The organism is Nocardioides sp. NPDC006273 (genome assembly GCF_040613495.1).
Lineage (GTDB): Bacteria > Actinomycetota > Actinomycetes > Propionibacteriales > Nocardioidaceae > Nocardioides.
On record NZ_JBEXSD010000002.1, the window covers coordinates 28,210 to 52,113 of the forward strand.

The 23,904-nt window shown below is 67.8% G+C and carries 24 protein-coding genes; 14 read left to right on the forward strand and 10 right to left on the reverse strand.

The features are described 5' to 3' along the window. Positions 1-16: 16 nt before the first annotated feature. Positions 17-865 carry a 16S rRNA (cytidine(1402)-2'-O)-methyltransferase gene (gene rsmI, locus ABZZ22_RS01205; protein ID WP_354925987.1) on the forward strand — a complete coding sequence of 283 codons (849 nt, stop codon included), beginning with the start codon at positions 17-19 and terminating at the stop codon, positions 863-865. A 13-nt stretch (positions 866-878) separates the two neighbouring features. Continuing rightward, complete coding sequence (locus ABZZ22_RS01210) at positions 879-1,700, forward strand: TatD family hydrolase (RefSeq protein ID WP_354925989.1); 822 nt, start codon at positions 879-881, stop codon at positions 1,698-1,700. A 77-nt stretch (positions 1,701-1,777) separates the two neighbouring features. Here the strand turns inward: ABZZ22_RS01210 and ABZZ22_RS01215 are convergent, their stop codons facing one another. After that, positions 1,778-4,108 carry a M6 family metalloprotease domain-containing protein gene (locus ABZZ22_RS01215; protein ID WP_354925991.1) on the reverse strand — a complete coding sequence of 777 codons (2,331 nt, stop codon included), beginning with the start codon at positions 4,106-4,108 and terminating at the stop codon, positions 1,778-1,780. A 448-nt stretch (positions 4,109-4,556) separates the two neighbouring features. Here ABZZ22_RS01215 and ABZZ22_RS01220 point away from each other — a divergent pair, with 448 nt between their 5' ends. The 3 genes from ABZZ22_RS01220 (at position 4,557) to ABZZ22_RS01230 (ending at position 7,666) form a co-directional block, all read left to right on the forward strand. Beyond that, positions 4,557-5,747, forward strand: coding sequence for a ubiquitin-like domain-containing protein (locus ABZZ22_RS01220; RefSeq protein ID WP_354925993.1), 1,191 nt, complete (start codon positions 4,557-4,559; stop codon positions 5,745-5,747). Positions 5,748-5,888: 141 nt separating this feature from the next. Beyond that, complete coding sequence (rsmA, locus tag ABZZ22_RS01225; protein ID WP_354925995.1) at positions 5,889-6,758, forward strand: 16S rRNA (adenine(1518)-N(6)/adenine(1519)-N(6))-dimethyltransferase RsmA; 870 nt, start codon at positions 5,889-5,891, stop codon at positions 6,756-6,758. Next, positions 6,755-7,666, forward strand: coding sequence for a 4-(cytidine 5'-diphospho)-2-C-methyl-D-erythritol kinase (locus ABZZ22_RS01230; protein ID WP_354925997.1), 912 nt, complete (start codon positions 6,755-6,757; stop codon positions 7,664-7,666). The genes rsmA and ABZZ22_RS01230 overlap by 4 nt, the downstream gene beginning before the upstream one ends. 107 nt (positions 7,667-7,773) lie before the next feature. Here ABZZ22_RS01230 and ABZZ22_RS01235 read toward each other — a convergent pair whose 3' ends face one another. After that, positions 7,774-8,586 (reverse strand): IclR family transcriptional regulator, encoded by an 813-nt coding sequence (locus tag ABZZ22_RS01235; RefSeq protein ID WP_354925999.1) that lies wholly within the window; start codon positions 8,584-8,586, stop codon positions 7,774-7,776. 219 nt (positions 8,587-8,805) lie between these two features. Further along, a complete protein-coding gene (locus ABZZ22_RS01240) occupies positions 8,806-10,068 on the reverse strand; it encodes a TetR/AcrR family transcriptional regulator (protein WP_354926001.1) in 1,263 nt (420 codons plus the stop codon). Positions 10,069-10,175: 107 nt separating this feature from the next. Here ABZZ22_RS01240 and ABZZ22_RS01245 point away from each other — a divergent pair, with 107 nt between their 5' ends. Continuing rightward, positions 10,176-11,969 (forward strand): ABC-F family ATP-binding cassette domain-containing protein, encoded by a 1,794-nt coding sequence (locus tag ABZZ22_RS01245; protein ID WP_354926003.1) that lies wholly within the window; start codon positions 10,176-10,178, stop codon positions 11,967-11,969. Positions 11,970-12,109: 140 nt separating this feature from the next. On the opposite strand, the gene ABZZ22_RS01250 is transcribed toward ABZZ22_RS01245, so the two are convergent. Beyond that, positions 12,110-12,598 (reverse strand): MarR family transcriptional regulator, encoded by a 489-nt coding sequence (locus ABZZ22_RS01250; RefSeq protein ID WP_354926005.1) that lies wholly within the window; start codon positions 12,596-12,598, stop codon positions 12,110-12,112. 108 nt (positions 12,599-12,706) lie between these two features. On the opposite strand from ABZZ22_RS01250, the gene ABZZ22_RS01255 reads away from it, so the two are divergent. The 4 genes from ABZZ22_RS01255 (at position 12,707) to ABZZ22_RS01270 (ending at position 14,814) form a co-directional block, all read left to right on the forward strand. Further along, positions 12,707-13,504, forward strand: coding sequence for a methyltransferase domain-containing protein (locus ABZZ22_RS01255; RefSeq protein WP_354926007.1), 798 nt, complete (start codon positions 12,707-12,709; stop codon positions 13,502-13,504). After that, positions 13,501-13,881 carry a VOC family protein gene (locus tag ABZZ22_RS01260; RefSeq protein WP_354926009.1) on the forward strand — a complete coding sequence of 127 codons (381 nt, stop codon included), beginning with the start codon at positions 13,501-13,503 and terminating at the stop codon, positions 13,879-13,881. Before ABZZ22_RS01255 ends, ABZZ22_RS01260 begins: the two co-directional genes overlap by 4 nt. 149 nt (positions 13,882-14,030) lie before the next feature. Next, a complete protein-coding gene (locus ABZZ22_RS01265) occupies positions 14,031-14,297 on the forward strand; it encodes a metal-sensitive transcriptional regulator (protein ID WP_179661117.1) in 267 nt (88 codons plus the stop codon). A gap of 49 nt (positions 14,298-14,346) precedes the next feature. Next, positions 14,347-14,814 carry a hotdog fold domain-containing protein gene (locus ABZZ22_RS01270; RefSeq protein WP_292646988.1) on the forward strand — a complete coding sequence of 156 codons (468 nt, stop codon included), beginning with the start codon at positions 14,347-14,349 and terminating at the stop codon, positions 14,812-14,814. A 66-nt stretch (positions 14,815-14,880) separates the two neighbouring features. On the opposite strand, the gene ABZZ22_RS01275 is transcribed toward ABZZ22_RS01270, so the two are convergent. The 4 genes from ABZZ22_RS01275 to ABZZ22_RS01290 form a co-directional block, all read right to left on the reverse strand. Then, a complete protein-coding gene (locus ABZZ22_RS01275) occupies positions 14,881-15,792 on the reverse strand; it encodes an amino acid ABC transporter permease (protein WP_354926012.1) in 912 nt (303 codons plus the stop codon). A gap of 52 nt (positions 15,793-15,844) precedes the next feature. Next, positions 15,845-16,537, reverse strand: a complete 693-nt coding sequence (locus ABZZ22_RS01280; protein ID WP_354926014.1) for an amino acid ABC transporter permease — start codon at positions 16,535-16,537, stop codon at positions 15,845-15,847. A 127-nt stretch (positions 16,538-16,664) separates the two neighbouring features. Next, positions 16,665-17,474 (reverse strand): glutamate ABC transporter substrate-binding protein, encoded by an 810-nt coding sequence (locus ABZZ22_RS01285; RefSeq protein WP_354926016.1) that lies wholly within the window; start codon positions 17,472-17,474, stop codon positions 16,665-16,667. 78 nt (positions 17,475-17,552) lie between these two features. Next, positions 17,553-18,281 (reverse strand): amino acid ABC transporter ATP-binding protein, encoded by a 729-nt coding sequence (locus ABZZ22_RS01290; protein ID WP_354926270.1) that lies wholly within the window; start codon positions 18,279-18,281, stop codon positions 17,553-17,555. Positions 18,282-18,452: 171 nt separating this feature from the next. Between ABZZ22_RS01290 and miaB the strand changes: the two genes are divergently transcribed. Together miaB and ABZZ22_RS01300 are read left to right on the forward strand one after the other, a co-directional pair. Further along, complete coding sequence (gene miaB, locus ABZZ22_RS01295; protein ID WP_354926018.1) at positions 18,453-19,955, forward strand: tRNA (N6-isopentenyl adenosine(37)-C2)-methylthiotransferase MiaB; 1,503 nt, start codon at positions 18,453-18,455, stop codon at positions 19,953-19,955. Positions 19,956-20,063: 108 nt separating this feature from the next. Beyond that, positions 20,064-20,996 (forward strand): zinc metalloprotease, encoded by a 933-nt coding sequence (locus ABZZ22_RS01300; protein WP_354926020.1) that lies wholly within the window; start codon positions 20,064-20,066, stop codon positions 20,994-20,996. A gap of 100 nt (positions 20,997-21,096) precedes the next feature. On the opposite strand, the gene ABZZ22_RS01305 is transcribed toward ABZZ22_RS01300, so the two are convergent. Then, on the reverse strand, positions 21,097-21,444 hold the full coding sequence (locus ABZZ22_RS01305) for a hypothetical protein (protein ID WP_354926022.1): 348 nt from the start codon (positions 21,442-21,444) through the stop codon (positions 21,097-21,099). A gap of 257 nt (positions 21,445-21,701) precedes the next feature. Continuing rightward, entirely contained in the window at positions 21,702-21,911 is a 210-nt protein-coding gene (locus tag ABZZ22_RS01310) for an antitoxin (protein ID WP_354926024.1), read from the reverse strand. Positions 21,912-22,030: 119 nt separating this feature from the next. Between ABZZ22_RS01310 and miaA the strand changes: the two genes are divergently transcribed. Together miaA and ABZZ22_RS01320 are read left to right on the forward strand one after the other, a co-directional pair. After that, positions 22,031-22,963, forward strand: coding sequence for a tRNA (adenosine(37)-N6)-dimethylallyltransferase MiaA (gene miaA, locus ABZZ22_RS01315; RefSeq protein ID WP_354926026.1), 933 nt, complete (start codon positions 22,031-22,033; stop codon positions 22,961-22,963). Next, positions 22,960-23,889, forward strand: coding sequence for a helix-turn-helix domain-containing protein (locus ABZZ22_RS01320; protein ID WP_354926028.1), 930 nt, complete (start codon positions 22,960-22,962; stop codon positions 23,887-23,889). The genes miaA and ABZZ22_RS01320 overlap by 4 nt, the downstream gene beginning before the upstream one ends. Positions 23,890-23,904 lie beyond the last annotated feature (15 nt).

Sequence of the window (23,904 nt, forward strand, 5' to 3'; positions counted from 1 at the left end):
CTGCAACAATATCGGTGTGGTAGATCCAGAGGACGGCGTGCTCGTACTTGCGGCAACCCCGATCGGACGGGTCGAGGATGCCCCACCCCGGTTGGCTTCCGAGCTCGCCACCGCCGACGTCATCGCAGCCGAGGACACCCGTCGGCTGCGCCGGCTGACGACCGATCTCGGGGTCGAGATCAAGGGCCGCGTCGTCTCCTACTTCGAGGGCAACGAGAGCGCGAAGACGCCGACCCTGCTCGCCGACCTCCTCGACGGCAACCGCGTCCTGCTGGTCACCGATGCCGGCATGCCCTCGGTCTCCGACCCGGGCTATCGCCTCGTCGCCGCGGCCGTCGAGCAGGACGTACGCGTCACCGCGGTCCCGGGCCCGTCGGCCGTGCTGACCGCGTTGGCCGTCAGCGGACTCCCCGTCGACCGGTTCTGCTTCGAGGGCTTCCTGCCCCGCAAGGCCGGTGAGCGCTCCCGCCGCTTGACGAGCCTGGCCAAGGAGGAGCGCACCATGGTCTTCTTCGAGGCGCCCCACCGCACCGAGGCCGCGTTGGCAGCCATGCGCGACGCCTTCGGCGACACGCGCGCCGCCGCCGTCTGCCGCGAGCTCACCAAGACCCACGAGGAAGTACGCCGCGGGGGCCTGGCCGAGCTCGTCGACTGGGCGGGGGACGGGGTGCGGGGCGAAGTCACGATCGTCGTCACCGGCGCCGACCCGAGCGCAGAGGTCGGCAACGACCCCGACTCCCTCCGCGCCGCCGTCTCCGACCTTCAAGAGGACGGCCTGACGAAGAAGGAAGCCATCGCGGAAGCGGCCAAACGATCCGGCGTCCCCAAACGCGAGGTCTACGACCTCGTCCACAAGAGCGTGTAGAAGACTGGTGAGCATGAGTTTCGCCCCGGCACCCGAGCCACTGCCCGCACCGGTCGTCGACAACCACACCCACCTCGACATCGTCAGAGGCGACGAGAGTCTGCCGGTCGAGGAGGCGCTCGCGCAGGCGGCTGCGGTGGGGGTGACCAGGGTGGTGCAGATCGGCTGCGACCTGCCCGGGGCGCGCTGGGCGGTGGAGGCTGCCGAGACGTACGACAACATGATCGCGGGGGTGGCGCTCCACCCCAACGACGCGCCCGGCCAGCCAGACCTCGAGGCCGCGCTCGACGAGATCGAGAAGCTCGCCGGGGCGCACGACAAGGTGCGCGTGGTGGGGGAGACCGGGATGGACTTCTTCCGCACCGACGAGGAGGGCCGCGAGACCCAGGCCTACTCGTTCCGGCGCCACATCGACATGGCGAAGCGGCTCGACAAGACCCTGATGATCCACGACCGCGACGCCCACGAGGCGGTGCTCGAGGTGATCGACAGCGTCGGCCCGCCGGAGCGCTGGGTGATGCACTGCTTCTCCGGCGATGCCGAGTTCGCCCGCCAGTGCCTGGACCGCGGGGCGTACCTCTCCTTCGCCGGCACGGTGACGTTCAAGAACGCCCAGTACCTCCGCGACGCGCTCGCGATCACTCCGCAGGACCGCATCCTGGTCGAGACCGACGCGCCCTTCCTGACGCCACACCCGCATCGCGGTGCGACCAACTCCAGCTACATGATCCCGGCGACGATGCGGGTGATGGCCGACGTACGCGGCGAGGATCTCGAGGCCCTCTGCATCGCCGTCAACACCAACACCGAGACCGCTTTCGGCGGCACCTGGTGATCCACCGGCACTGACAGGAGAAGGGCCCGAGGCGATGCCTCGGGCCCTTCTCGTGATGTGGATCCGTGCTGCTCAGGTCAGGAGACGTTGAGCTTCATGATGCCCTTGCGCTCGTCCGAGGAGAGCACCTGGATCTTGACGCCGCTGCCGGCGGTCTTGGTGGAGTGCGCCGGGTTGGCCGGGTCGTAGTACGCCGTCTCCGAGCTGTCGTGGAAGGTGGAGACACCCTTACGAGCCGGCACGTCGAGGACCTTGTTCGGAGCACCGGAGACCTCGGTCTCGAGGTACAGCGCGTCGGTGCGGTCGACGTCGAACGTCGAGTCATAGCCCTGCATCCGGTTGCGCGAAAGGGTGCCGTCGGACCACTTCTGGACACCGATGGAGGCGTCGACGATCAGCGCCTGGCCACCGCCGGGGTGCTGGGAGGTGTTGTTGTCACCGTAGGCGCCGTTCTTGTACCAGATCAGCAGGCCGTCCTGGTAGGCGTAGTGGTCGACCTTGTCCGGAGCCGTGACGCCGTAGCCGAAGTTGTACGGACCCTCGGCGAGCGTCTTGTCATAGCCCTTGTACTGCCGGTTCTCGGCGATGTAGAAGCGCGGGTACGTCTCGGTGTAGGTGCCGTCGGTGATGCCCATGTACTCCTTGACGGTCCAGTCGTCGAACGTCGAGAAGTCGCTGGTGTAGGCCGAGCCGACCGAGAGGTCGTCGATGGCGAAGCCGTAGTAGGCCACGCCGCCGTCGTTCGCGGTGCGGAAACGGAGCTTCACGTTCTGTCCCGCGTACGCCGCAAGGTCAGCAGTCAGGTCGACGTACTCCTGGGGGTCACGGTCGGCGCAGTTGACCTCGCAGGTGCTGTCGGAGGTGCCGTGGATGCCGTTGTTGTACTCGGCCGAGGACAGGTTCGTCGCCAGTGGCACCGACCAGGTGGCGCCACCGTCGGTGGAGGCCTCCAGGAAGGTGAAGTCGTACTCCGCCTCGAGGTCGTACTTCACCTTGGCCGAGAGCGTGCCGCCCGCCGGGACCGCGATCTCCGGGCTCACCGCGGTGGCCGTACGGTCATCGCCCTTGCCGGAGTAGAGGAACGACTTGCCCGAGGCGCCCGAGCCGACGTCGTGGGTGGTCTCCCCGTCGGGCAGGTTGACCACGAGTGCCTGCGGGGTCTTCTTCCCGGTGTCATGGACGCTCGGGCCGAGAGTGACCTTCTTGGACGTGCCGGCCTCGACGGTGTCGTAGTTGAGCCAGCCGAGGAAGAGCTTCTCGGGGGCGCCCATGTGGTTGGGGGTGGTGCCGATGGCGCCGTCACCGTGGCCCAGCCACGAACCCGAGCTCATCAGGGTCCAGAAGCCGGTGCCGTTCTCGCCGCCCGCGGTGTCGTAGAAGTCAGGCAGACCGAGGTCGTGGCCGAACTCGTGCGCGAAGACACCCAGGCCGCCGTTCTCGGGCTCGGTGGTGTAGTCGCGGATCCAGATGTCGGTGTTGCCGATCTTGACGCCGCCGGCCTTCGGGAAGGCGGCCGGACCGTCGGAACCCGAGGCGTTCGCGGCCCAGCGGTGGGACCAGATGGCCCACGGGTCGGCGCCGGCCTCCTCGCCCTCACCGGCGTGGATCGCCTGGAAGTGGTCGATGTAGCCGTCGGGCTCGTTGAAGTTGCCGTCGCCATCCAGGTCGTAGCGGTCCCAGATGTCGTAGTCCTGGAGGTAAGCGGTGATCTCGGCGTCGGTCTTGCCGGCCGCCTTCTGAGCGTCGTACCAGGCGTTGGCGCTGTCCTGGATGTAGTTCTTCATCGACGCGGCGGTCTCGTCGCCGGTCGCGTCCTGGTAGTAGGACGCCGCGTTCGGAAGGGTGACCCAGTCGCTCACGTCGCCCTGGAGGTCGAAGCGGCCGCTCGACATCTCCTTGTAGGCGTTGTGGAACGACTCCGTGCCCTTGTTCTGGTTGAAGAACATGTTCATGAAGTGGTCGCGCGAGAAGTCCTCCTCCCAGTAGGTGGAGTTGTCGTCCTCAGCGGGCGGCGCGATCTCGTTGTGGAGCGGGCCCGAGGTGTTGTCGGGGAAGGCCGGGTTGCCGCCCTCGCCGAACTCGACCAGGAAGCTCAGCAGCTGGGACTTCTCGGTGGGCGCGTGCTCCACCCAGCGGGCGTTCTTGCCCGAGCCCATCTTGACGACCTCGCTGCCGTTCTTCGTGACCGTCTTCTTCTCGCCCGTGGCGACGGCGGTGGCGGCGTTGGTCTTGAGCTCTCGGCGCTTGGTGTTGAGCGCGTCGGGCTTGTCATCGATCTTCTGCTTCACAGCGGCAGCGGCTGGGGTCCCCGCGTCCTCGACGGCGCTTGCCGACGAGTGCGTCAGGGCCACCGGCGTCACGCCGGCGACCGCAACCGCAGCGAGAACGCTGGTAAGGCGTCTGTTCATCGTTCCTCCGGAGTCTGGTGACATCGCGCACATACGCCTTCCCGAGAACCGACCGGCACGATGGGCCATCACGAGACAGATGGCTTCGGAGTACAACACCAAGCAACACAGTTACCTGTAAAGGATTTGTCGCCTATTGGCCAGCGGGCGTGATAATTCGTGGCGGGATTACGACAGCGACCCTGATCGACCGCTTGACCTGCGATTTCGGGGTGGTGAATCACACACCTGTCATTTGCTACGACAGGTATTGACAACGTGCCTTGGCGGCCATTCAATGCCGAGATTGCATGCTTGTAATTGCCTGCGGGTCGGTCCGGGGACTTGCATTTAACCGACCGCATTTGTTCCGCTGTCGGGCGAGAAAGCCGGGATCGGGACAGATCCGGACGGTGTTGGGGGTGGGCCTCAGCGCGTAGATCGTCAGATCTCGCAACACCGTTCGCCCGTGCCCGGGCAGAACGAACATCGGAGCATCGTGCCCGCCAGCAGCACCAACTCGTGGTTCCGCAACATCGCTTCAACCCGCCGCCGCAAGGCCATCCTGGTCGGCGGACTCGCCGCAGCTGTTGTCGCCGCAGGCGGCGCAGCGTACGGGGTCAAGACCTCCCAGACCGACGTCATCGTGTCGGTCGACGGCAAGGCCAAGGACGTCAGCGTCAACGCCGACACCGTCGGAGAGGTCCTCGAGGCCGAGGGCATCGAGATCGGCGACCGTGACGCGGTCGCCCCGTCGGTCGACACCGAGGTCGAGGACGGCAGCGCGATCAGCGTGCGCTACGCCCGTCAGCTGAGCCTCGAGGTCGACGGCAAGGCCCAGGACCACTGGGTCACCGCGACCACCGTCGGCGGCGCCCTCGCCGAGCTCGGCCGTGACTACGACCGTGCCGAGCTCTCCACCAGCCGCGGTGCCTACATCGGCCGCGACGGGATGTCGCTCGACGTCGTCACTCCGAAGAACATCAAGGTCGAGCTGGCCGGCAAGAAGGCCAAGAAGGTCAGCGTGACCGCGCTGACCGTCGGTGACGCGCTCGAAGACCTCAAGGTCGAGGTCGAGCCCCGGGACAAGGTCTCCCCTGCCCCCGGCAAGGCTCTGAAGAGCGGTCAGAGGATCGTCTTCACCGACTTCTCCGCCAAGGACCGGAAGGTCGCTCGCGAGACCGTCGAGGCGCCGGTAGAGGAGCGCGAGGACTCGTCGATGTACGAGGGTGAGACCGAGGTCGTCGAGGAAGGCTCCGACGGGCTCCGTTCGGTGACCTACCGCGTCTTCCTCAAGAACGGCGAGACCGTCTCCCGCAAGGTCCTCACGCAGAACGTGATCGAGAAGCCCGAGCCGCGCATCGTCAAGGTCGGCACCAAGGAGAAGGAGGCCCCCGCGGCCAACTTCGCCGGTGGCAGCACCGTCTGGGACCAGCTCGCGCAGTGCGAGTCCGGCGGCAACTGGGCGATCAACACCGGTAACGGCTACTACGGCGGCCTGCAGTTCAACCTCCAGACCTGGCAGGCCTACGGCGGCTCCGGTCTCCCGAGCGAGAACAGCCGTGAGTCCCAGATCGCGGTCGCGACCAAGCTCCGCGACGCCAACGGTGGCTACGGCGCCTGGCCGCACTGCTCGCAGCAGCTCGGTCTGCCCCAGTAGTCGCGAGTCGGCGCATCTGCCCCAGAGATCGGGCTCGAGTCGGCGCGTCTGTCCCAGCAACGTGGGACAGACGCGCCGACTCGGCGTTGCGAGGCGGGACAGATGCGCCGAGTGGGCGGGCTGGGGCCTACGCTGGGGACCATGACCGACCGCACCCCGACGCGCATGCTGGGGCCGGCGGAGGTCAGGGCGCTGGCCGCCGAGCTCGACCTTCGCCCCACCAAGCAGCGCGGTCAGAACTTCGTGATCGACGCCAACACGGTGCGCCGGATCGTTCGGGAGTCCGGAGTCGGCGCCGACGACGTCGTGCTCGAGGTCGGCCCCGGCCTCGGGTCGCTCACCCTCGCCATCCTCGAGACCGGCGCGGAGGTGACCGCGATCGAGCTCGACGAGGCTCTCGCGCAGCGGCTGCCGAGGACCATCGCGGAGTACGCCCCCGACCACGCCGACACGTTCAGACTGATCCGAGCGGACGCTCTTAAAGTCGAGTCGGTCCCCGGGCCGCCGCCCACGGCCCTGGTGGCCAACCTGCCCTACAACGTCTCCGTCCCGGTCCTGCTGCACCTGATGTCCCTGTTGCCGTCGCTGCGCCACGGCCTGGTGATGGTGCAGGCCGAGGTCGCCGACCGGCTGGCGGCCAAGCCGGGCTCCAAGATCTACGGTGTCCCGTCGGTCAAGGCCGCCTGGTACGCCGACGTACGCCGCGCCGGCACGATCGGCCGCAACGTCTTCTGGCCGGCGCCCAACGTCGACTCCGGCCTCGTCTACTGGCGCCACCGCGAGCCGCCCTCGACAGTGGTCTCGCGCGAGGATGTCTTCGCAGTCGTCGACGCCGCCTTCGCGCAGCGCCGCAAGGTTCTTCGCGGCGTGCTCAAGCCGCTGGCCGGCTCTGCCGGGGCAGCCGAGAAGGCGCTGGTCGCCGCCGGCATCGACCCGCTGGCACGTGGCGAGTCGTTGACCATCACCGACTTCGTACGCATCACCGAATCGCTCCAAAAGGTTCCCTCATGACGATCACCGTCCGCGCGGCCGCGAAGTTCAACCTGCACCTCGGGGTGGGGCCCCTGCGCGAGGACGGCTTCCATCCGCTGGCGACCGTCTACCACGCGATCGGCCTCTATGACGACGTCACCGTGAGCGAGGCCGATCGGTGGCAGGTCACGCTCAGCGCTGAGGATCACATCGCGCTGGGGGAGGTCCCGACCGGCGACGACAACATCGTGGTGCGGGCCGGCAGGGCCCTCGCTGCTCACCACGGCATCGACCGGGCGGCAACCATCGAGATCCACAAGGGCATCCCGGTCGCAGGCGGTCTCGCCGGTGGCTCTGCCGACGCGGCCGCGACGCTCGTCGCCCTCGATCGCCTGTGGTCGCTGGAGACCTCCGACGATGACCTGCTCGCCATCGCGGGGCAGCTCGGATCCGACGTACCTTTCGCGCTCGTCGGCGCCACTGCGATCGGCGGTGGCCGTGGCGAGATCGTCGAGCCGGTCGCCGACAACGGCGCCTGGTGGTGGGTCGCGGTCGGCAGCGAGCAGGGCCTGTCGACGCCTGCGGTCTATCGCGCGTTCGACGAGCTGGTCGGAGCCGGCGTCGTCGAGCCCGCCGAGCCGCAGGTGCCCGAGCGTCTCCTCATGGCGCTGGAGAAGGGCGACACGGAGCTCCTGGCCGAGGCGCTCGCCAACGATTTGCAGGCTCCGGCCCTGGCGCTGCGCCCCGATCTCGCCCAGACCTTCACGGACGGCGAGGAGGCCGGCGCGCTGGCCGTCCAGCTCTCCGGTTCGGGCCCGACCGTCCTGATGCTGTGCCGCGACGCCGCCCACGCCCGCGAGGTCGCCGGGGCGATGCAGGCCAAGGCGTACGACCGCATCTGGGCCGCCCCCGGCCCGGTCGCCGGCGCCCACGTGGTCACCTACTGACCCAACCCTGCCGAGGCGTCACCCGCGTCGGCCGAGATGGCAGCGCCGTGCCATCTCGGCCGACCTGAGTGACGTTTCGGCCGACGTACGTGACGCCTCGGCGGGGGTCAGGCGGCGCTGGAGACGACCTCGTCGGAGATCGCCGCGGCGGCGCGGCGCAGGTAGCGGGTGATGCTCGCGGCGTTGAACCCGGTGACGCTGCCGGAGACGGAGACGGCGGCGATCGCGCGGCCCTCGATCATGATGGGGACCGCGGCGCAGACGATGCCGACCTGGGCCTCCTCACGGTCGAAGGCGATCCGCTCGCTGTTGGCACGGCGGAGCTCGGCGAGGAACTTCGCCGGGTCGGAGTGCGAGTGGCGGGTGCGCCTGACCAGGCCGGACTCGAGCACCGCCGCGATGTGGTCGCGGTCGCTGAAGGAGAGGATCGCCTTGCCGAGCGCGGAGCAGGCGGCTGGTGCTCGTCCGCCCACGTACGTATCCGGCTGGATGCCGCCGCGACCGGTGATCTTCTCCAGGAAGACGATGTCGGTGCCCTCGAGGATGGCGAGGTGGACGGTCTTGCCCGTCGCCACGTAGAGCTCGGCCAGATGCGGCATCGCGGTCTCCCGGATGCCCTGCGGGCGACAGATCTGCACCGCGTTGCCGAGCTCGAACAGCCGCCGGCCCAGCACGTAGTGCCGGCCGGTGCGCTCGACGTATCCGCTCTGCTCGAGATGGCGCAGGAGACGGAAGGCGGTGGACTTGGGCAGCCCTGCGGTGCGCGCGATCTCGCTGACACCGAGCTTCGGGCCGGCTCCGAGAAATGCCTCCAGGATCTGGAGGGCCTTCGTCGCAGACGGGGTCGCCGAGGAGGTCGTCCTCGGGGCACCTTCATGGTCGTGCTGACTAGCCAGGGTGGGGATAGCAGTGACGCTCATGGGGGGATCTCCTTAATTGAGACGGAGGCACCACGAAGGGGGGATCTGGCGCCTCCAACTCTCTGTGACAGCAGTCACTGTAACGATCGTTCCGGAGGTTGTGGTGGAAATGTTGAATAAATCTCATTCCTGACCTGCGGAAATAGATGACACGGCACGCAGTTTCATGCGTTTGCGCCCGTTAGTGTCGTGGATCGTCTGTGGATCCACGGTAGTCGGTCAGTGACTCATCTGTGTAGGAAACGGCGTTGCCGCGATCAGTCGCGCCAGCAGGTCCGAGGTCGTGACCGGTGGCATGTCTGCGCTTTCGAGGGCCTCTGCGAAGAGAAGTCCGTCAGCGATCACGAGCAACAGCGCGGCCATCTCGTCGGCGTGCTCCGCTCCGTCGTCACCGAGCGCTCCCCGGAACCAACCGGCGAAGTCGTCTCGGGACTGGCGGCGTACGGCAAGGAACCGGTCCCGGCCTGGCAGCGGCTCGGGCCGCTTCGGGAGCACCAGCATCAGGCCGATCCGCAGGAACGGGGGCAGCCGATGGAGGCTGGCCACCAGAGGTGTCAGCATCCGGGGCAGCTCGACGGCCCAGTCGATGCCCGGGCTCGGTGGCTGCCTCGAGGACTGCGCCTGGCTCCAGGCGCGGTAGGAGTCGTCGACCGCGGCCGAGAACAGATCGTCCTTGTTCGTGAAGTGCCAGTAGACCGACGAGGCCGGCAGTCCCGCCGCGGCACAGATCCGGCTGATCGAGGCGCCCTCGTAACCACTCTCCGCGGCTACCTCCAGCGCTGCCGCGACGAGCTTCTCGCGGCTGCTGCTCCTGGCCTCGTACGTCGCCGGCGGCAGGTCCACGGCCACCGGAGTCGCGGCCGGGTCGTGCTTCCCGAGATGGTCCGCGACCTCGGCCAGGCCGTCGGCCAGCCGTCGCCGGAGCGGGTCGAGCTCGGCGTATGCATCGGTCTGGGTGTGGATGAAGAGGCCGTCGTGGGCGGCGAGGGTCAGGCGGGCGAGGATGTCGGTGTGCGCGGGCGGAAGGCCGACAGCCTCGGACCACCACAGCTCGAGGCCGGCCAGGGTCTGGGTGCGGATCTGGAGGAAGCGCTCCCGAGGGCCGTTGCCGACCGTCGGCCCGGACTCGAGGGCGAGCATCAGGCCCATCCGCCACCAGTCGGCCAGCGCGTCGTGGGTGTCCGAGGTCGTACGCCGCAGGTTGGCCAGCAGCCCGTCGCGGAGGTCGCCGCCGGCGGGGAGCGGCTCCCATGGCGGGACGATGTGGCGCCAGGAGCTGTAGCCGTGCTCGAGCGCCTCGGCGAGAAGCTGGTCCTTGTTGGAGAAGTGCCAGTAGAGCGAGGAGGGCGGCAGGCCGGTGGCGCGCCGGACCAGCGCCATGGTCGTTCCGACGTAGCCTCGCTCGGCGGCCAGCCGGAGCGCGGCTTCGAGGATCATCTGACGCGACCCGGGGGTGTGCTCGCGGAGCGTCTTCTCGACCATTGCATGGAGTCTAGGCAGGTCAGGGGCTCTTTGTCCGCCTCGTGTGCCGCTGGATGGCCGCCGCGATGGTGGCCGCCTCACCGGCCTCGGGGACAATAGGAGGCGATATGGCGAACCTCCTCAACCTCGAGCACGTCTCCAAGGCGTACGGCATCCGGCCCCTCCTCGACGACGTCTCCCTCGGCATCAACGCCGGCGAACGGATCGGCATCGTCGGCCGCAACGGTGACGGGAAGACGACACTGCTGCAGGTGATGACCGGTCTGGAGGAGCCCGACTCCGGCCGGGTCTCACGCCAGCGCGGTCTGCTGGTGGGGTTCCTGCACCAGGGCGACCAGCTCATCGACTCCCACAGCGTGCGGGAGGCGGTGCTCGGCGGGCGCTCCGACCACGAGTGGGCAGGCGTACCCGTGCTCCGCGAGATCGTCGAGCAGCTCCTGGCCGGGATCGACCTCGACCGTGCCGTCATGGGCCTCTCCGGTGGTGAGCGCCGTCGTTGTGCGCTGGCCGAGCTGCTTCTGGGGGACCACGACCTGATCGTCCTCGACGAGCCCACCAACCACCTCGACGTCGAGGCCGTGGCCTGGCTCGCCTCCCACCTGGCTCAGCGCGCCTCCGCTCTCGTCGTGGTCACCCACGACCGGTGGTTCCTCGATGCCGTGTGCCAGTTCACCTGGGAGGTCCACGACGGCCAGGTCGACGCGTACGAGGGTGGCTATGCCGCCTTCGTCCTCGCCAAGGCCGAGCGGTCTCGTCAGGCTGCCGCCTCCGAGGTACGCCGCCAGAACCTGGTCCGCAAGGAGCTGGCCTGGCTGCGCCGCGGTGCCCCGGCGCGTACGTCGAAGCCGAAGTTCCGCATCGACGCCGCCAACCAGCTCATCGAGGACATCCCGCCGCCGCGCGACCGCTTCGAGCTGCAGAAGTTCGCCACCCAGCGGCTCGGCAAGGACGTCATCGACGTCGAGGACGTCGACCTCTTCCGTGGCGAGCGGCAGCTGCTCTCGCACGCCACCTGGCGCATCGGTCCGGGCGACCGGATCGGCATCGTCGGCGTCAACGGCGCCGGCAAGACCTCGGTGCTGTCGCTGCTCGACGGCACGCTCCCGCCCGCGGTGGGGAAGGTACGCCACGGCCGCACCATCGCGCTCCAGCATCTGACCCAGCAGCTCGACGACCTCGACCCCGAGGCGCGGGTGCTGCCGACGGTGGAGTCGATCAAGCGGGTCACCAAGACGACCGACGGGCAGGAGCTCTCGGCCACCTCGATGCTCGAGCGCTTCGGCTTCACCGGCGACAAGCTGGTGACCCGGGTCGGCGACCTCTCCGGTGGCGAACGCCGCCGGTTCCAGCTGCTGCGCCTCCTGCTCACCGAGCCCAACGTACTGCTGCTCGACGAGCCCACCAACGATCTCGACATCGAGACGCTCAACGTGCTCGAGGACTTCCTCGACGCCTGGCCCGGCACCCTGATCGTCGTCTCCCACGACCGCTACTTCCTCGAGCGCGTCACCGACTCCGTCTGGGCCCTCCTCGGCGACGGCCAGATCTCCATGCTGCCGCGCGGCGTCGACGAGTATCTCGAGCGCCGCCTCCCGATCCCTGCCGGTGGGTCGGCCCCGAGGGCCGAGACGTCGGCCCCGAGGGCCGAGACGGCAGCGGGTGGCCCGTCGAAGGCCAAGTCCGGCTCCGCCGAGGAGCGGGCTGCGAAGAAGGTCATCGCCCGGATCGACAAGCAGCTCGAGCGGATCTCCGAGCAGCAGCAGAAGCTCGAGCTCGCGATGGCCGAAGCGGTCAACGACTACACCCGGCTCGCCGAGCTCAGTGCCGAGCTGGACAAGCTCTCCGCCGAGAAGGACGAGCTCGAGATGGAGTGGCTCGAAGCTGCCGAGGCGCTGGAGTAAGGCCGGTCTGAAGCGCGCCACGGCGGCGGCTCGCGGAGCTGTAACACGCTGTTCGTAGGACTACTCGCCTTTTATAACGACCGGATAGTCCTACGAACAGCGTGTTACACGTGCTCGGTGCGCCGCCTGCGGGTCGGCGCTCAGCCTGAGAACGGGACCAGCAGCCGGCGCAGCAGATCGGTGAGCTGGCTCTGCTGGTCGTCGGAGAGGCCGGCGAGGAACTCTCGCTCGGCCGCGAGCAGCGCCTCGAAGGCGCTGTCGACGGTGGCCTTGCCGTCCGGCGTGAGCCGGACGAGCACACCCCGCCGGTCGGCCGGGTCCGGGAGCCGCTCGACGAGGCCGCGGGCGGCCAGCCGGTCGACGCGGTTGGTCATGGTCCCGCTGGTCACCAGGGTCTCGCGCAGCAGTCGGCCGGGGGAGAGCTCGTAAGGATCACCCGCCCGGCGCAGCGCGGCGAGCACGTCGAACTCCCAGGACTCGATCCCGGAGCCGGAGAACGCATCGCGCCGGGCGAGGTCGAGGTGCCGCGAGAGCCGGGACAGGCGCGAGAAGATCTCGACGGGGCCCAGATCGAGGTCGGGCCGCTCGTGTGCCCAGGCCTCGCTCAGGTCGTCGACTTCGTCGCGCATGGCGTGAGCGTAGCCCAAGTTCGTTCCATCGAGAATCTTGACATCGAGACAAGTCGGGAGGACGATCTGGATATCTTGATATCAAGAGACATTGAGAGGACGTACGCCATGACCGCATGGGATCCCGAGCGCTATCTGACCTACTCGGAGGAGAGGGCCCGGCCGTTCGTCGACCTCCTTCGCCGAGTCGGCGCGGACCGGCCGAAGACCGTCGTCGATCTCGGCTGTGGTCCGGGCAACCTGACGGCTCTCACGGCCGAGCGTTGGCCGGACGCGCGTGTGGTCGGCCTGGACTCGAGCTCCGCGATGATCGACAAGGCCCGCGCGAGTGTCGACGGTGTCGACTTCGCGGTGGCGGATCTGCGGGACTGGGCCGACTCGGCGGCGCCCGGGTCCGTCGACGTACTCCTCTCCAACGCCACCCTCCAGTGGGTCCCGGGCCATCTGGACCTGCTGCCGGCGCTCTCCCGGGCCGTGAGCGACCGTGGCTGGCTCGCCTTCCAGGTTCCCGGCAACTTCGACGAGCCCAGCCACCGGCTCCGCGAGGAGCTGGCCGCCGAGGCGCCGTACGCCGAACACACCCGCCATCTCGAGGCGCCCGGGTCGCACGACCCGGCCGTCTACCTGGACGCGCTGGTGCAGGAGGGCTTCGAGGTCGATGCCTGGGAGACGACGTACCTCCACGTACTGACCGGCGAGGACCCGGTCTTCACCTGGATCGCCGGAACCAGCCTGCGGCCGACGGCTGCCGCGCTCGAGAAGGCCGGTCTCTTCGAGTCGTTCGCCGCGGAGCTCAAGAACCGCTTGGCGCAGGCCTATCCGGTGCGAGACGATTCCGTAGGAAACAGTTTCGTCCTGCTCCCGTTCCGCCGCGTCTTCGTGGTCGCCCGCAGGCTGGAGGCATGATGCGAATCCATCACGTGCAGGCCGGCATGTCCGCCGGCCAGGAGGGCGAGGCCAGGGCCTTCTACGCCGACGGGCTCGGACTGGCCGAGGTGCCGAAGCCGGCGGAGCTGGCCAAGCGTGGCGGCGCCTGGTTCCGTTCGCCCGGCGGAGCGGAGGTCCACGTCGGGGTCGAGGATCCGCACCGGCCCCAGGCGAAGGCCCATCCCGCCCTGGCGGTCGAGACCGAGGCGGAGCTGGAGGCGCTCGGGGCCAGGTTGGCGCGACTCGGCTTCGACGTCGACTGGAGCCAGCGCCACAACGCCGACGACTTCCAGCGCTTCCATGTCCGGGATCCGTTCGGCAACCGGGTCGAGATCGTCTGGCCGCTCGACGGCTAGCACGAACTTCGTTGGCGTGTGGGCGAAAACCGGAATCAAGCAAAAAGAGCCGTAACGCCCACTGGTCTGGACCGTTGTCCCCCGGGGGATACAACAACGATGCAGGAACGATGCCAGAAACGATGGAAGGCAAGACTTTGACTGACGACGTGACCGTCCCCCAGCCTCGGGACGCGGAGACGACGAGCGTGGTCAATCGAGTCCGCCGGGCTCAAGGCCAGCTCGGTGGCGTGCTCCGCATGATCGAAGATGGCCGCGAGCTCGCCGATGTGGTCGGCCAGCTCAAGGCAGTGACTCGTGCTCTCGACAAGGCAGCTTTCGCGCTCCTCTCCAACGAGCTGCGCCGCGCGCACGCCGACGGGGACCGCCCCGAGGAGATCGAGGAGCTCGAGAAGGTCTTCCTCTCCCTCTCCTGATCTCGGGCCAGGAGAGGGGAGGAGGTTACCCTCGGGTAACCTAACTGCCATGAGCCAGCTCTACGACCTCTGGAAGTCCTTCAACCGAGTCCCGGTTGTCGGCAAGCGAGCATTCTCGGTCGCGTTCGCGAAGAAGGCGCCCTACTTCGGGTCCATCCACCCGCTGGTCAACCAGCTGCGGCCCAACTACGCCGAGGTCATCGTGCCCAACCGCAAGGGCAACCACAACCACATCGGGACCGTGCACGCCATCGCGCTCTGCAACGGTCTCGAGATGGCGATGGGGGCCCTTGCGGAGGTCACCATTCCCCGCGACAAGCGCTGGATTCCCAAGGGGATGACCGTCTCCTACACCGCCAAGGCCTCCACCGACATCACCTGCATCGCGGAGACCGACCAGGAGCAGTGGGACACCGCCGACGGCGACCTCGAGGTGCGTGTCAAGGGCATCCGCGAGGACGGCACCGTCGCCATCGAGGGCACCATCAACCTCTGGGTGACCTCGAAGAAGAAGTAAGAGCCAGCACACAACGGCCCGTTCCCCCGAGCGCGCGGGGAACGGGCCGTTGTCGTCGGTTGATGGTCAGAACGGGCCGTGGTTGCTAGGCGTGGCGTTGCCCTTCTGGACGAGATCGGCCTCGGCGGCGACCGGGTCGATGGCACCCGCGTGTCCCACGGGTGCCGCGGTGTGACCCACCCGCCGCGTACGAGCCTCGATCCAGTTGGCGACGAGGCCGAGGATCGTGTTCAGGGTGATGTAGATGACTGCCACGACGATGGCCGCGGGGACCAGGTTGTGGAAGTTGCCGTCCAGCTTGGTGACCTGGTTGAGCAGCTCGCTGTAACCGAGCACGTAGCCCAGCGCGGTGTCCTTGAGGAGCACCACGAGTTGGGCGATGATCGCCGGCAGCATGGAGCGGACCGCCTGCGGCAGCAGGATCGACCGCATCACCTGACCCGATGTGAGCCCGATGGCGACACCGGCCTCGCCCTGCCCCTTCGGGAGCGCGTGTACGCCGGCGCGGATGATCTCGGCGATGACGGACCCGTTGTAGAGCATCAGGCCCAGGACGACTGCCCAGAAGATGCTGGTCGGCGTGATCCCGAGCGAGGGCTGCATGAAGTAGATGAAGAACATCAGCAGCAGCATCGGGATGGCCCGGAAGAACTCCACGACCACAGCGCACGGGATGCTGATGAGCTTGATCGGCGAGAGCCGTCCGATCGCGAAGACAAACCCGAAGGCCAGCGCGAGCACCGAGCCGACCGCGAACGCGCTGAGCGTGCCGATCAGGCCCGGGATCAGCAGGTTGTTCCACACGTCGGCGTCGAGGAACGGCGTCCACTTCTCGCTGTCCCACTGGCCGGTCTCCTCGAACTTCGAGTAGATCAGCCATGCCAGATAGCCGAACACGACCAGCGCGACGCCGGAGTAGACCCAGTTGAGGGCCTTGGCGCGGGGGCCGGGAGCGTCGTAGAGAACAGAGGCACTCATCTTTTGGGGCCCCCGTTCGAAGCGGAGCGAAGCGAGCATTCGAATGGGGAATTCATCGGATCACCGCGAATTTCTTGGATGCCCAACCGGCGAGGAAGCCGACCGGAAGGGTCATGATCATGAAGCCGATCGAGAAGATGATGAAGATCAGCACGATCTGGTCGGCCTCGTTCTCCATCATCGTCCGCATCTGACCGGACGCCTCGTTGACGCCCGTGGCCGTGACGACGCCGATGGTGACGGCGACCGTGGTGTTCTTGATCATCGCGATCATGACACTGGCCAGTGGGTTGAGCACCGATCGAAGCGCCTGCGGAAGGACGACCAGCCGGAGGTTCTGGGAGAAGGTGAGGCCGATCGCCCGAGCCGCCTCGGCCTGGCCGAGCGGCACGGTGTTGATCCCCGAGCGCAGGACCTCACAGACGAACGTCGAGGTGTAGATCGAGAGCGCCAGGACCGCGAGCTGGAAGTTCTGCTCGTTGAGCGGATCGTCCTGGTTCGCGCCCAGCTTGAGCTGGTAGAAGAGCCCGAAGAGCGCGAAGAACATCACCAGCGTCAGCGGGGTGTTGCGGAACGTGTAGACGACGGCGGAGCCGACCCAGCGGAGAACTGGCACCGGGGAGACCCGGAACACGGCGAGCACGACGCCGAGCAGGAGCGAGAAGACGCCGCTGAAGACAGCGAGTCTGAAGGTCAGCCCGAACGCTTCGAGGATGGCCGACCCATACTCGGAGAAGAGGTCCATTGGGTACTTTCGGTTCTTTGGTGGTCCGACTTGTGGCTCACCCCGATTCGGCGGATCCGGACCCTGTTGCTCGCTTCGCGAGGAACGGGTCAGAATCCGCCGAGTCGGGTCTGGCTGAGCGCTTCGCTCAGTAGCGGTCGACCGTCGGCGGCTCCGGCAGTTCGTAGCCGGAGTTGCCGAGGTTGTCGTTGAACGCCTTCTCCCAGGCGCCGTCCTCGAAGGACTTCTCGATCAGGTCGTTGACCTTGTCGCGGTCCTTGCTGCCCTTGGGCAGGCCGACGCCGTAGTTCTCCTCGGAGAAGGGCTGGCCGACGATCTTGAACTCACCGGGGAACTGCTCGGAGTAGCCCGCGAGGATGATGTCGTCGGTGGTCAGCGCGTCGATCTGGCCACCCTGAAGGGCGGTGATGCACTTGCTGTAGGAGTCGAACTCCTGCGGCACGGCGCCGTACTCGTCCTTGACCTTCTGGGCCGAGGTGGAGCCGGTGACGGAGCAGATCTTCTTGCCCTTCATGTCGTCCGGGCCCGTGATCGAGTTGTCGTCGGCGCGGATCAGGAGGTCCTGGCCGGCGACGTAGTAAGGACCGCCGAAGTCGACCTCGGCCTTGCGCTCGTCCGTGATCGAGTAGGTCGCCAGGATCATGTCGACCGAGCCGTCCTTGAGGAAGGTCTCGCGGTTGGCGGAGACCGCCTCCTTCCAGTCGATCTGGTCCTTCTCGTAGCCGAGACCCTCGGCGATGTACGTCGCCATGTCGACGTCGAAGCCGGAGTAGGTGCCGTCGGCGTTCTTGAAGCCGAGCCCCGGCTGGTCGAACTTGATGCCGATCTTGATCTTCTCGCCACCGGCGTCGGAGCCGGAGTCGTCGCCGCCACAGGCAGCGAGCGAACCGGCGAGCGCGATGGCGCCTACGGCCGCGGCGATCTTCTTGAGCTTCATCGTTTCCACCTTCTGGAATCTTAAGGGTTTGGTGCGGTGCGGGGTTCGAGAGCCGAGCGGCTCACCCGAGACGTACGTTCAGTGCTTGAGGATCTTGCCGAGGAAGTCCTTGGCGCGATCGGACTGCGGGTTGTCGAAGAACTCGCTCGGGGTGTTCGACTCGACGATCTGCCCGTCGGCCATGAAGACCACGCGGTCGGCCGCCTTGCGCGCGAAGCCCATCTCGTGGGTCACCACGATCATGGTCATGCCGTCCTTGGCGAGGCTGACCATGACGTCCAAGACCTCCTGGACCATCTCCGGGTCGAGCGCGGAGGTGGGCTCGTCGAAGAGCATCACCTGCGGCCTCATCGCCAGCGCCCGCGCGATCGCGACGCGCTGCTGCTGACCGCCGGAGAGCTGAGCGGGGTACTTGCTCGCCTGGACGCCGACGCCGACGCGGTCGAGCAGCTTCTTCGCCTCTGCCTCCGCCTCGGCCTTCTTGAGCTTGCGCACCTTCATCGGGCCCAGCGTGACGTTCTGCAGGATCGTCTTGTGGGCGAAGAGGTTGAAGCTCTGGAAGACCATCCCGACCTCGGCGCGCAGCTTGGCCAGGCCCTTGCCCTCCGCGGGCAGCTCCTTGCCGTCGAGCTTGATCGTCCCGGAGTCGATCGTCTCCAGCCGGTTGATCGCGCGGCAGAGGGTCGACTTCCCCGAGCCCGAGGGCCCGATCACCACGACGACCTCGCCACGCTTGATCTCCAGGTTGATGTCCTGGAGCACGTGCAGGTCGCCGTAGTGCTTGTCGACGTGGTCGAGCACCACCAGGGCGTCTCCCGAAGGTGCACTGGTGGGTTCTGTGTCAAGCACGGTCATGCCGCAGACCTAACCACATCCTGCATTGCACATCCATGAATTGGTGCCCGGTATCGGTTACAAGCAGATAACTGGTCGGGATTTCCTGCCGTTGGACCACCTCGCCGTACCCTTGAGGACGCTATGACCGTGTCCACCGCCTCGACCTCCGCATCGGCCCGTACGTACGAAGTCCGCACCTACGGCTGCCAGATGAACGTCCACGACTCCGAGCGCCTCTCCGGGCTGCTGGAGGACGCCGGCTATCTGAAGGTGACCGCGGGCGAGCAGGCCGATGTGGTCGTCTTCAACACCTGCGCGGTCCGGGAGAACGCGGACAACAAGCTCTACGGAAACCTCTCCCACCTGGCTCCGATCAAGCAGGCCAACCCGGATCTCCAGATCGCGGTCGGCGGCTGTCTCGCCCAGAAGGACCGGGCCACGATCACCGAGAAGGCGCCGTACGTCGACGTGGTGTTCGGGACGCACAACATCGGCTCGCTCCCGGTGCTGCTCGAGCGGGCCCGGATCCAGGAAGAGGCCCAGGTCGAGATCCTGGAGTCGCTCGAGGTCTTCCCGTCCACGCTGCCGACCAAGCGCGAGTCGGCCTACGCCGCCTGGGTCTCGGTCAGCGTGGGCTGCAACAACACCTGCACCTTCTGCATCGTCCCCGCGTTGAGGGGGAAGGAGAAGGACCGGCGCCCGGGCGAGATCCTCGCCGAGATCGAGGCGCTGGTCGCCGAGGGAGTCACCGAGGTGACCCTGCTGGGACAGAACGTCAACGCCTACGGCGTCGAGTTCGGCGACCGGCAGGCCTTCTCGAAGCTGCTGCGCGCGTGCGGCGAGATCGAGGGGCTGGAGCGGGTCCGGTTCACCAGCCCGCACCCGGCCGAGTTCACCGACGACGTCATCGAGGCGATGGCCGAGACGCCCAACGTGATGCCCTCGCTGCACATGCCGTTGCAGTCCGGCTCCGACCGGGTGCTGAAGGCGATGCGGCGCTCCTACCGGTCCAGTAAGTTCCTCGGCATCATCGAGCGCGTCCGGGCAGCGATCCCGGACGCGGCGATCACCACCGACATCATCGTCGGCTTCCCGGGGGAGACCGAGGAGGACTTCCAAGGCACCCTCGACGTGGTGCGCGAGTCGCGGTTCTCCTCCGCGTTCACGTTCCAGTACTCCAAGCGTCCCGGCACCCCGGCCGCCGACCTCCCCGACCAGATCTCTCCCGCGGTCGTCAAGGACCGCTATCAGCGCCTCGTCGACCTCGTCAACGAGATCGCGCACGAGGAGAACAAGAAGAACGTCGGGCGTACGCTCGAGCTGATGGTCGCCGAGGGTGAGGGCCGCAAGGACGCCGAGACCCACCGGCTCTCGGGGCGCGCTCCCGACAACAGGCTGGTCCACTTCAACGTGGCCGGGGCCGAGGGCGTACGTCCCGGCGACATGGTGAAGGTCGAGATCACCTACGCGGCCCCCCATCACCTGGTCGCCGACAACCCCGTGCTCGAGGTGCGCCGCACTCGCTCCGGTGACGCCTGGGAGGCGCGCCAGGGTCGGTCCGAGACCGAGCCCGCGTCGGTCGGGTTGGGCATGCCCGCTGTCGGCGTTCCCGCCCCGTTGCCGGCCGCTCCGGCGTGCGGCTGATCGTCCGGAATCCAGTTACTCCGACAGCAAATTCTTCGTAGTCCCGTTCCCCGTCAGGGTATTTCTGCTCTAGCCTGAGGCAACTTGTCTCAGGAAGGGATTACCCCCATGTCGATTCCCAAGCTGGTCAACAGAGCAGTGGCGATGGGCGCGCTCGGAGTGCTCGTCGCGTCAGGCCTGGCAGCCGCAGCGCCCGCGGGCGCGATGCAGGCGGTCGGAGGAAGCGAGGAGTGCTTCGACCCGCACGAGGCCGGTGCGGCCCGTGTCGCCGAAGGGACCAAGCAGGTCCGCGACACGAACCACCTGACCGCGAAGCAGGCCGAGGCCAAGGAGAAGGCACTCGCCGGTGCGCTGGCCGCGAAGGGGAAGAAGGGCGGCAACGCCAACCTCGGGCCGACGACCATCCCGACCTACATCCACGTCATCCAGGAGGACGCCACCACCGGTGCCGTCCCGCAGGCCAACATCGACGCTCAGATCGACGTGCTCAACGCGGCGTACGCGGACACGCCGTTCTCCTTCGAGGTCGCCGGCCAGGAGACCACGATCAACCCGGCCTGGTATCCGATCATCTCCGGCTCGACCGGCGAGCGGGAGATGAAGTCGACCCTGCGCCAGGGCGGCGACAACGCGCTCAACGTCTACATCGGCGACATCGACGACGGCCTGCTCGGCTGGGCTACCTTCCCGACCAAGAACATCGGGTCGCAGGACGGCGTGGTCATCCTCGGTGAGTCGCTCCCGGGCGGCTCTGCGGCGCCGTACGACGAGGGCGACACCGCCACCCACGAGGTCGGCCACTGGCTGCACCTCTACCACACCTTCCAGGGTGGCTGTCGCGGCAAGGGCGACCAGGTTGCCGACACCCCGGCCGAGGCGGCGCCTGCCTTTGGTTGCCCGGAGGGATCCGACACCTGCACGGCTCCGGGCCTCGACCCGATCCACAACTTCATGGACTACACCGAGGACGCGTGCATGGACGAGTTCACGCCGGGTCAGGTGCAGCGCATGATCGACGGGTGGGTGGCGTACCGCGCCTGATCTCTGCCTGATCTCTGCTTGATCAGATGGCTGTGAAACGCGTCGAGCGCCGGGTCCCGCGGACCCGGCGCTCGATCTGTGTGCGATCGGCAGAGCTGGATCAGTACTGCGACTCGCCCTGCTCGCCGCCGAAGCCGCGCTCGTTCGAGCTCTCGTCCGAGCCCTCGTGCGAGCCGTACGAACCCTCGGACTGCTCCTGGCCGCCCTCGTTCTGGCCGCCCTCGGAGCCGAAGGGGGCGCCGTAGGGGGAGCCCTCGTTGGACTCCTGGCCGGCGAAGCCGCTCTGGCTCGAGTCCTCGGACTGCTCGCCACCACCGTAGGAGCTGCCCTCCGTGGACTGGCCGCCGTAGGAGGAGCCCTCGGTGGACTCCTGGCCGCCGAAGCCCTCCTGGTCGCGCTCCTGGCCGTAGTTCTGCTGCTCGTCGCTGGTGCCGTAGTTCTCAGACATATTGGTCCACACTTCCGAGTAGTTGTGATTGGACCGGAATCGGAGCATGCGTCGCACACTCCGCCCCCCGGCGCCCCTGGGTAGAGGCAATGAGAATGAGACGTCTCGACCGTTCCACGTAATGGCACCGATGGCAACAGCTCCGTAACAGACTTTCGGAAAACTCACGCGAAACGTCCGGTTGGTGTAATGGCGCCACAACGCGAGGCGGGGAGCAACCCGGTCTGGGTTGCTCCCCGCCTCGCGTCGCCGAAGAATCAGTTGGCGCTGTTGTCGCCGCCGTCCAGCTTCTCCGCTTCGTTCTTGGCAGTCTCGACGCCCTGGTCGATGTGGTCGGTGAACTTGCCGCCGGTCTTCTCGTCGGCGAACTCGCCGGCCTTGTCCAGGCCCTCGTTGACCTTGTCGGCGCCGCCGACCTTGTCGATGCCCTGCTGGGCGAGATCCTTCGCCTTGTCCAAGAAGCTCATACTTCCCCCTCTGGATCGGTGGCTCCCCGTTTGAGCCAACTTGCGGCCAGACTAGTCACATGGAGTACGGCAGCAACAGGGGGACACGCGACCCGGCTAGGTCGTCCGGGCTACCCGAAATGGGATCTTCTACCCTGCCGGGTATTCCCGTCGTGGCTGTCGTCGGCGCCACCGCAGCAGGGAAGACCTCGCTCTCCCTGGACCTCGCCGAGACCCTCGGCGGCGAGATCATCAACACTGACGCGATGCAGGTCTACCGCGGGATGGACATCGGCACGGCGAAGCTTCCGGTCGCCGAGCGGAGAGGGATCCCGCACCACCTGCTCGACCTCCTCGACATCGCCGAGCCGGCCTCCGTCGCCGACTTCCAGAGACTTGCACGCGAGCAGATCGCGACGCTCCGAGAGGCTGGGAGGACGCCGGTCCTGGTGGGCGGCAGCGCTCTCTACACGCGCGCGATCCTGGACCGGTTCGACTTCCCCGGGACCTCGAACGAGATCCGGGAACGCCTGGAGAGGGAACTCGAGACCGCAGGTGAGAAGGCACTTCACGACCGTCTGCGTGCCCTGGACCCGGTCGCGGCCGAGCGGATCGAGATCGACAACGGACGTCGCGTCGTACGCGCTCTGGAGGTCATCGAGCTGACCGGCGAGCCCTTCAGTGCGCGTCTGCCAGAGCAGGTCTACCACGACCCCGCCTCCATCCAGATCGGCGTCGACATCTCCCGAGAAGCGTTGGACGTACGCATCCGGCAGCGCGTCACGGAGATGTTCGAGTCCGGGTTCGTCGACGAGGTGGCCCGGCTGTTGGAGGCGGGGCTGGGGCGGTCGCGGACGGCGGCCAAGGCCATCGGCTATCAGGAGGTGGCCGCGTACCTCTCCGGAGAGATGACACTGGCGGACGCCACGGAGCGGACCGCCATCAAGACCCGGCAGTTCGCACGGCGACAGGACGCCTGGTTCCGCAAGGACCCGCGGGTCGTGTGGGTCTCCTATGACGACCCGGCGCGGCTCGAGAAGGCCGTCGCGGCGGTGCGGGCGGTGGGACCGTGAGCGACCACGAACACGACCGTCTGCGGGAGCTGCTCGACGTGGTGCTCGACGGTGCCGATGACGGCGAGCCGCGCACGCTGGCGCAGATGGCCGGGGACGCCTACACCTCGCCCTATCACTTCAACCGGCTGCTCTCCCGGGGTGCGGGCGAGCCGCCGGTGGCGATGCGGCGGCGGGTGATGCTGGAGCGCGCCGCGTGGCAGCTGAAGCACGGCCGGACGGTGACCGATGCCGCGTGGGCCGCGGGGTACGAGTCGGTGGAAGGGTTCTCGCGGGCGTACGCGAAGGCCTTCGGTCACCCGCCGAGCACCGCTGCGGTGAGCCACTGGCTGCCGGCGCCGAACGGCATCCACTTCCACCCGCCGGAGTCGCTGTGGGTCGACTCTCAGGAGCAGGTGCTGTCGCCGCTGACCGAGCAGCTGGTGATGCACGACATCGACGACACCAGGGCCCTGCTCGACCAGGCCGAAGACCTGCCCGCGGAGGTCCTCACCGGTGTCCGGCTGCCGGGCCACGAGGTCCTGGCGTGGGACGGGCCGGAGGAGTCGATCATCCAGGTCCTGGAAGCCACGGTGTGGTCCAAGGAGTGTTGGGTGGCCTCCATCGAGGGGCTCTCGATGCCGGTCCGTCGCGGGCCCGGCCCGATCGCCGAGCTGGCCGAGCGTCACGACGCGGTCGCGGAGCGGTGGCTCGCCGTCGTACGCGACATCGAGCGCCGCGGAGGCTGGGAGGATCGGCTCGTGGACGCCCTGTGCGAGCCCCCGGAGAGCTTCCAGATGGGATCGGTGGTCGCCCACATCCTGACGTACGCGGCCCATCGGCGTCTGCTGGCCCGGGGGATGCTCCGGATGGCCGGGGTCGAGGTGGACCACGGCGACCCGATCGAGTGGCTGCGGGCCCGCCGTGGCGAGATGCCGTCGGCCTGAGCCGACGGGAATTGA

Coding starts and splice junctions, on each gene's coding strand:
- ABZZ22_RS01210 (WP_354925989.1), top strand. CDS start 879: ATGAGTTTCGCCCCGGCACCCGAGCCACTGCCCGCACCGGTCGTCGAC.
- ABZZ22_RS01215 (WP_354925991.1), bottom strand. CDS start 4,108: ATGAACAGACGCCTTACCAGCGTTCTCGCTGCGGTTGCGGTCGCCGGC.
- rsmA (WP_354925995.1), top strand. CDS start 5,889: ATGACCGACCGCACCCCGACGCGCATGCTGGGGCCGGCGGAGGTCAGG.
- ABZZ22_RS01230 (WP_354925997.1), top strand. CDS start 6,755: ATGACGATCACCGTCCGCGCGGCCGCGAAGTTCAACCTGCACCTCGGG.
- ABZZ22_RS01235 (WP_354925999.1), bottom strand. CDS start 8,586: ATGAGCGTCACTGCTATCCCCACCCTGGCTAGTCAGCACGACCATGAA.
- ABZZ22_RS01240 (WP_354926001.1), bottom strand. CDS start 10,068: ATGGTCGAGAAGACGCTCCGCGAGCACACCCCCGGGTCGCGTCAGATG.
- ABZZ22_RS01245 (WP_354926003.1), top strand. CDS start 10,176: ATGGCGAACCTCCTCAACCTCGAGCACGTCTCCAAGGCGTACGGCATC.
- ABZZ22_RS01250 (WP_354926005.1), bottom strand. CDS start 12,598: ATGCGCGACGAAGTCGACGACCTGAGCGAGGCCTGGGCACACGAGCGG.
- ABZZ22_RS01255 (WP_354926007.1), top strand. CDS start 12,707: ATGACCGCATGGGATCCCGAGCGCTATCTGACCTACTCGGAGGAGAGG.
- ABZZ22_RS01260 (WP_354926009.1), top strand. CDS start 13,501: ATGATGCGAATCCATCACGTGCAGGCCGGCATGTCCGCCGGCCAGGAG.
- ABZZ22_RS01270 (WP_292646988.1), top strand. CDS start 14,347: ATGAGCCAGCTCTACGACCTCTGGAAGTCCTTCAACCGAGTCCCGGTT.
- ABZZ22_RS01275 (WP_354926012.1), bottom strand. CDS start 15,792: ATGAGTGCCTCTGTTCTCTACGACGCTCCCGGCCCCCGCGCCAAGGCC.
- ABZZ22_RS01280 (WP_354926014.1), bottom strand. CDS start 16,537: ATGGACCTCTTCTCCGAGTATGGGTCGGCCATCCTCGAAGCGTTCGGG.
- ABZZ22_RS01285 (WP_354926016.1), bottom strand. CDS start 17,474: ATGAAGCTCAAGAAGATCGCCGCGGCCGTAGGCGCCATCGCGCTCGCC.
- miaB (WP_354926018.1), top strand. CDS start 18,453: ATGACCGTGTCCACCGCCTCGACCTCCGCATCGGCCCGTACGTACGAA.
- ABZZ22_RS01300 (WP_354926020.1), top strand. CDS start 20,064: ATGTCGATTCCCAAGCTGGTCAACAGAGCAGTGGCGATGGGCGCGCTC.
- ABZZ22_RS01305 (WP_354926022.1), bottom strand. CDS start 21,444: ATGTCTGAGAACTACGGCACCAGCGACGAGCAGCAGAACTACGGCCAG.
- ABZZ22_RS01310 (WP_354926024.1), bottom strand. CDS start 21,911: ATGAGCTTCTTGGACAAGGCGAAGGATCTCGCCCAGCAGGGCATCGAC.
- miaA (WP_354926026.1), top strand. CDS start 22,031: ATGGGATCTTCTACCCTGCCGGGTATTCCCGTCGTGGCTGTCGTCGGC.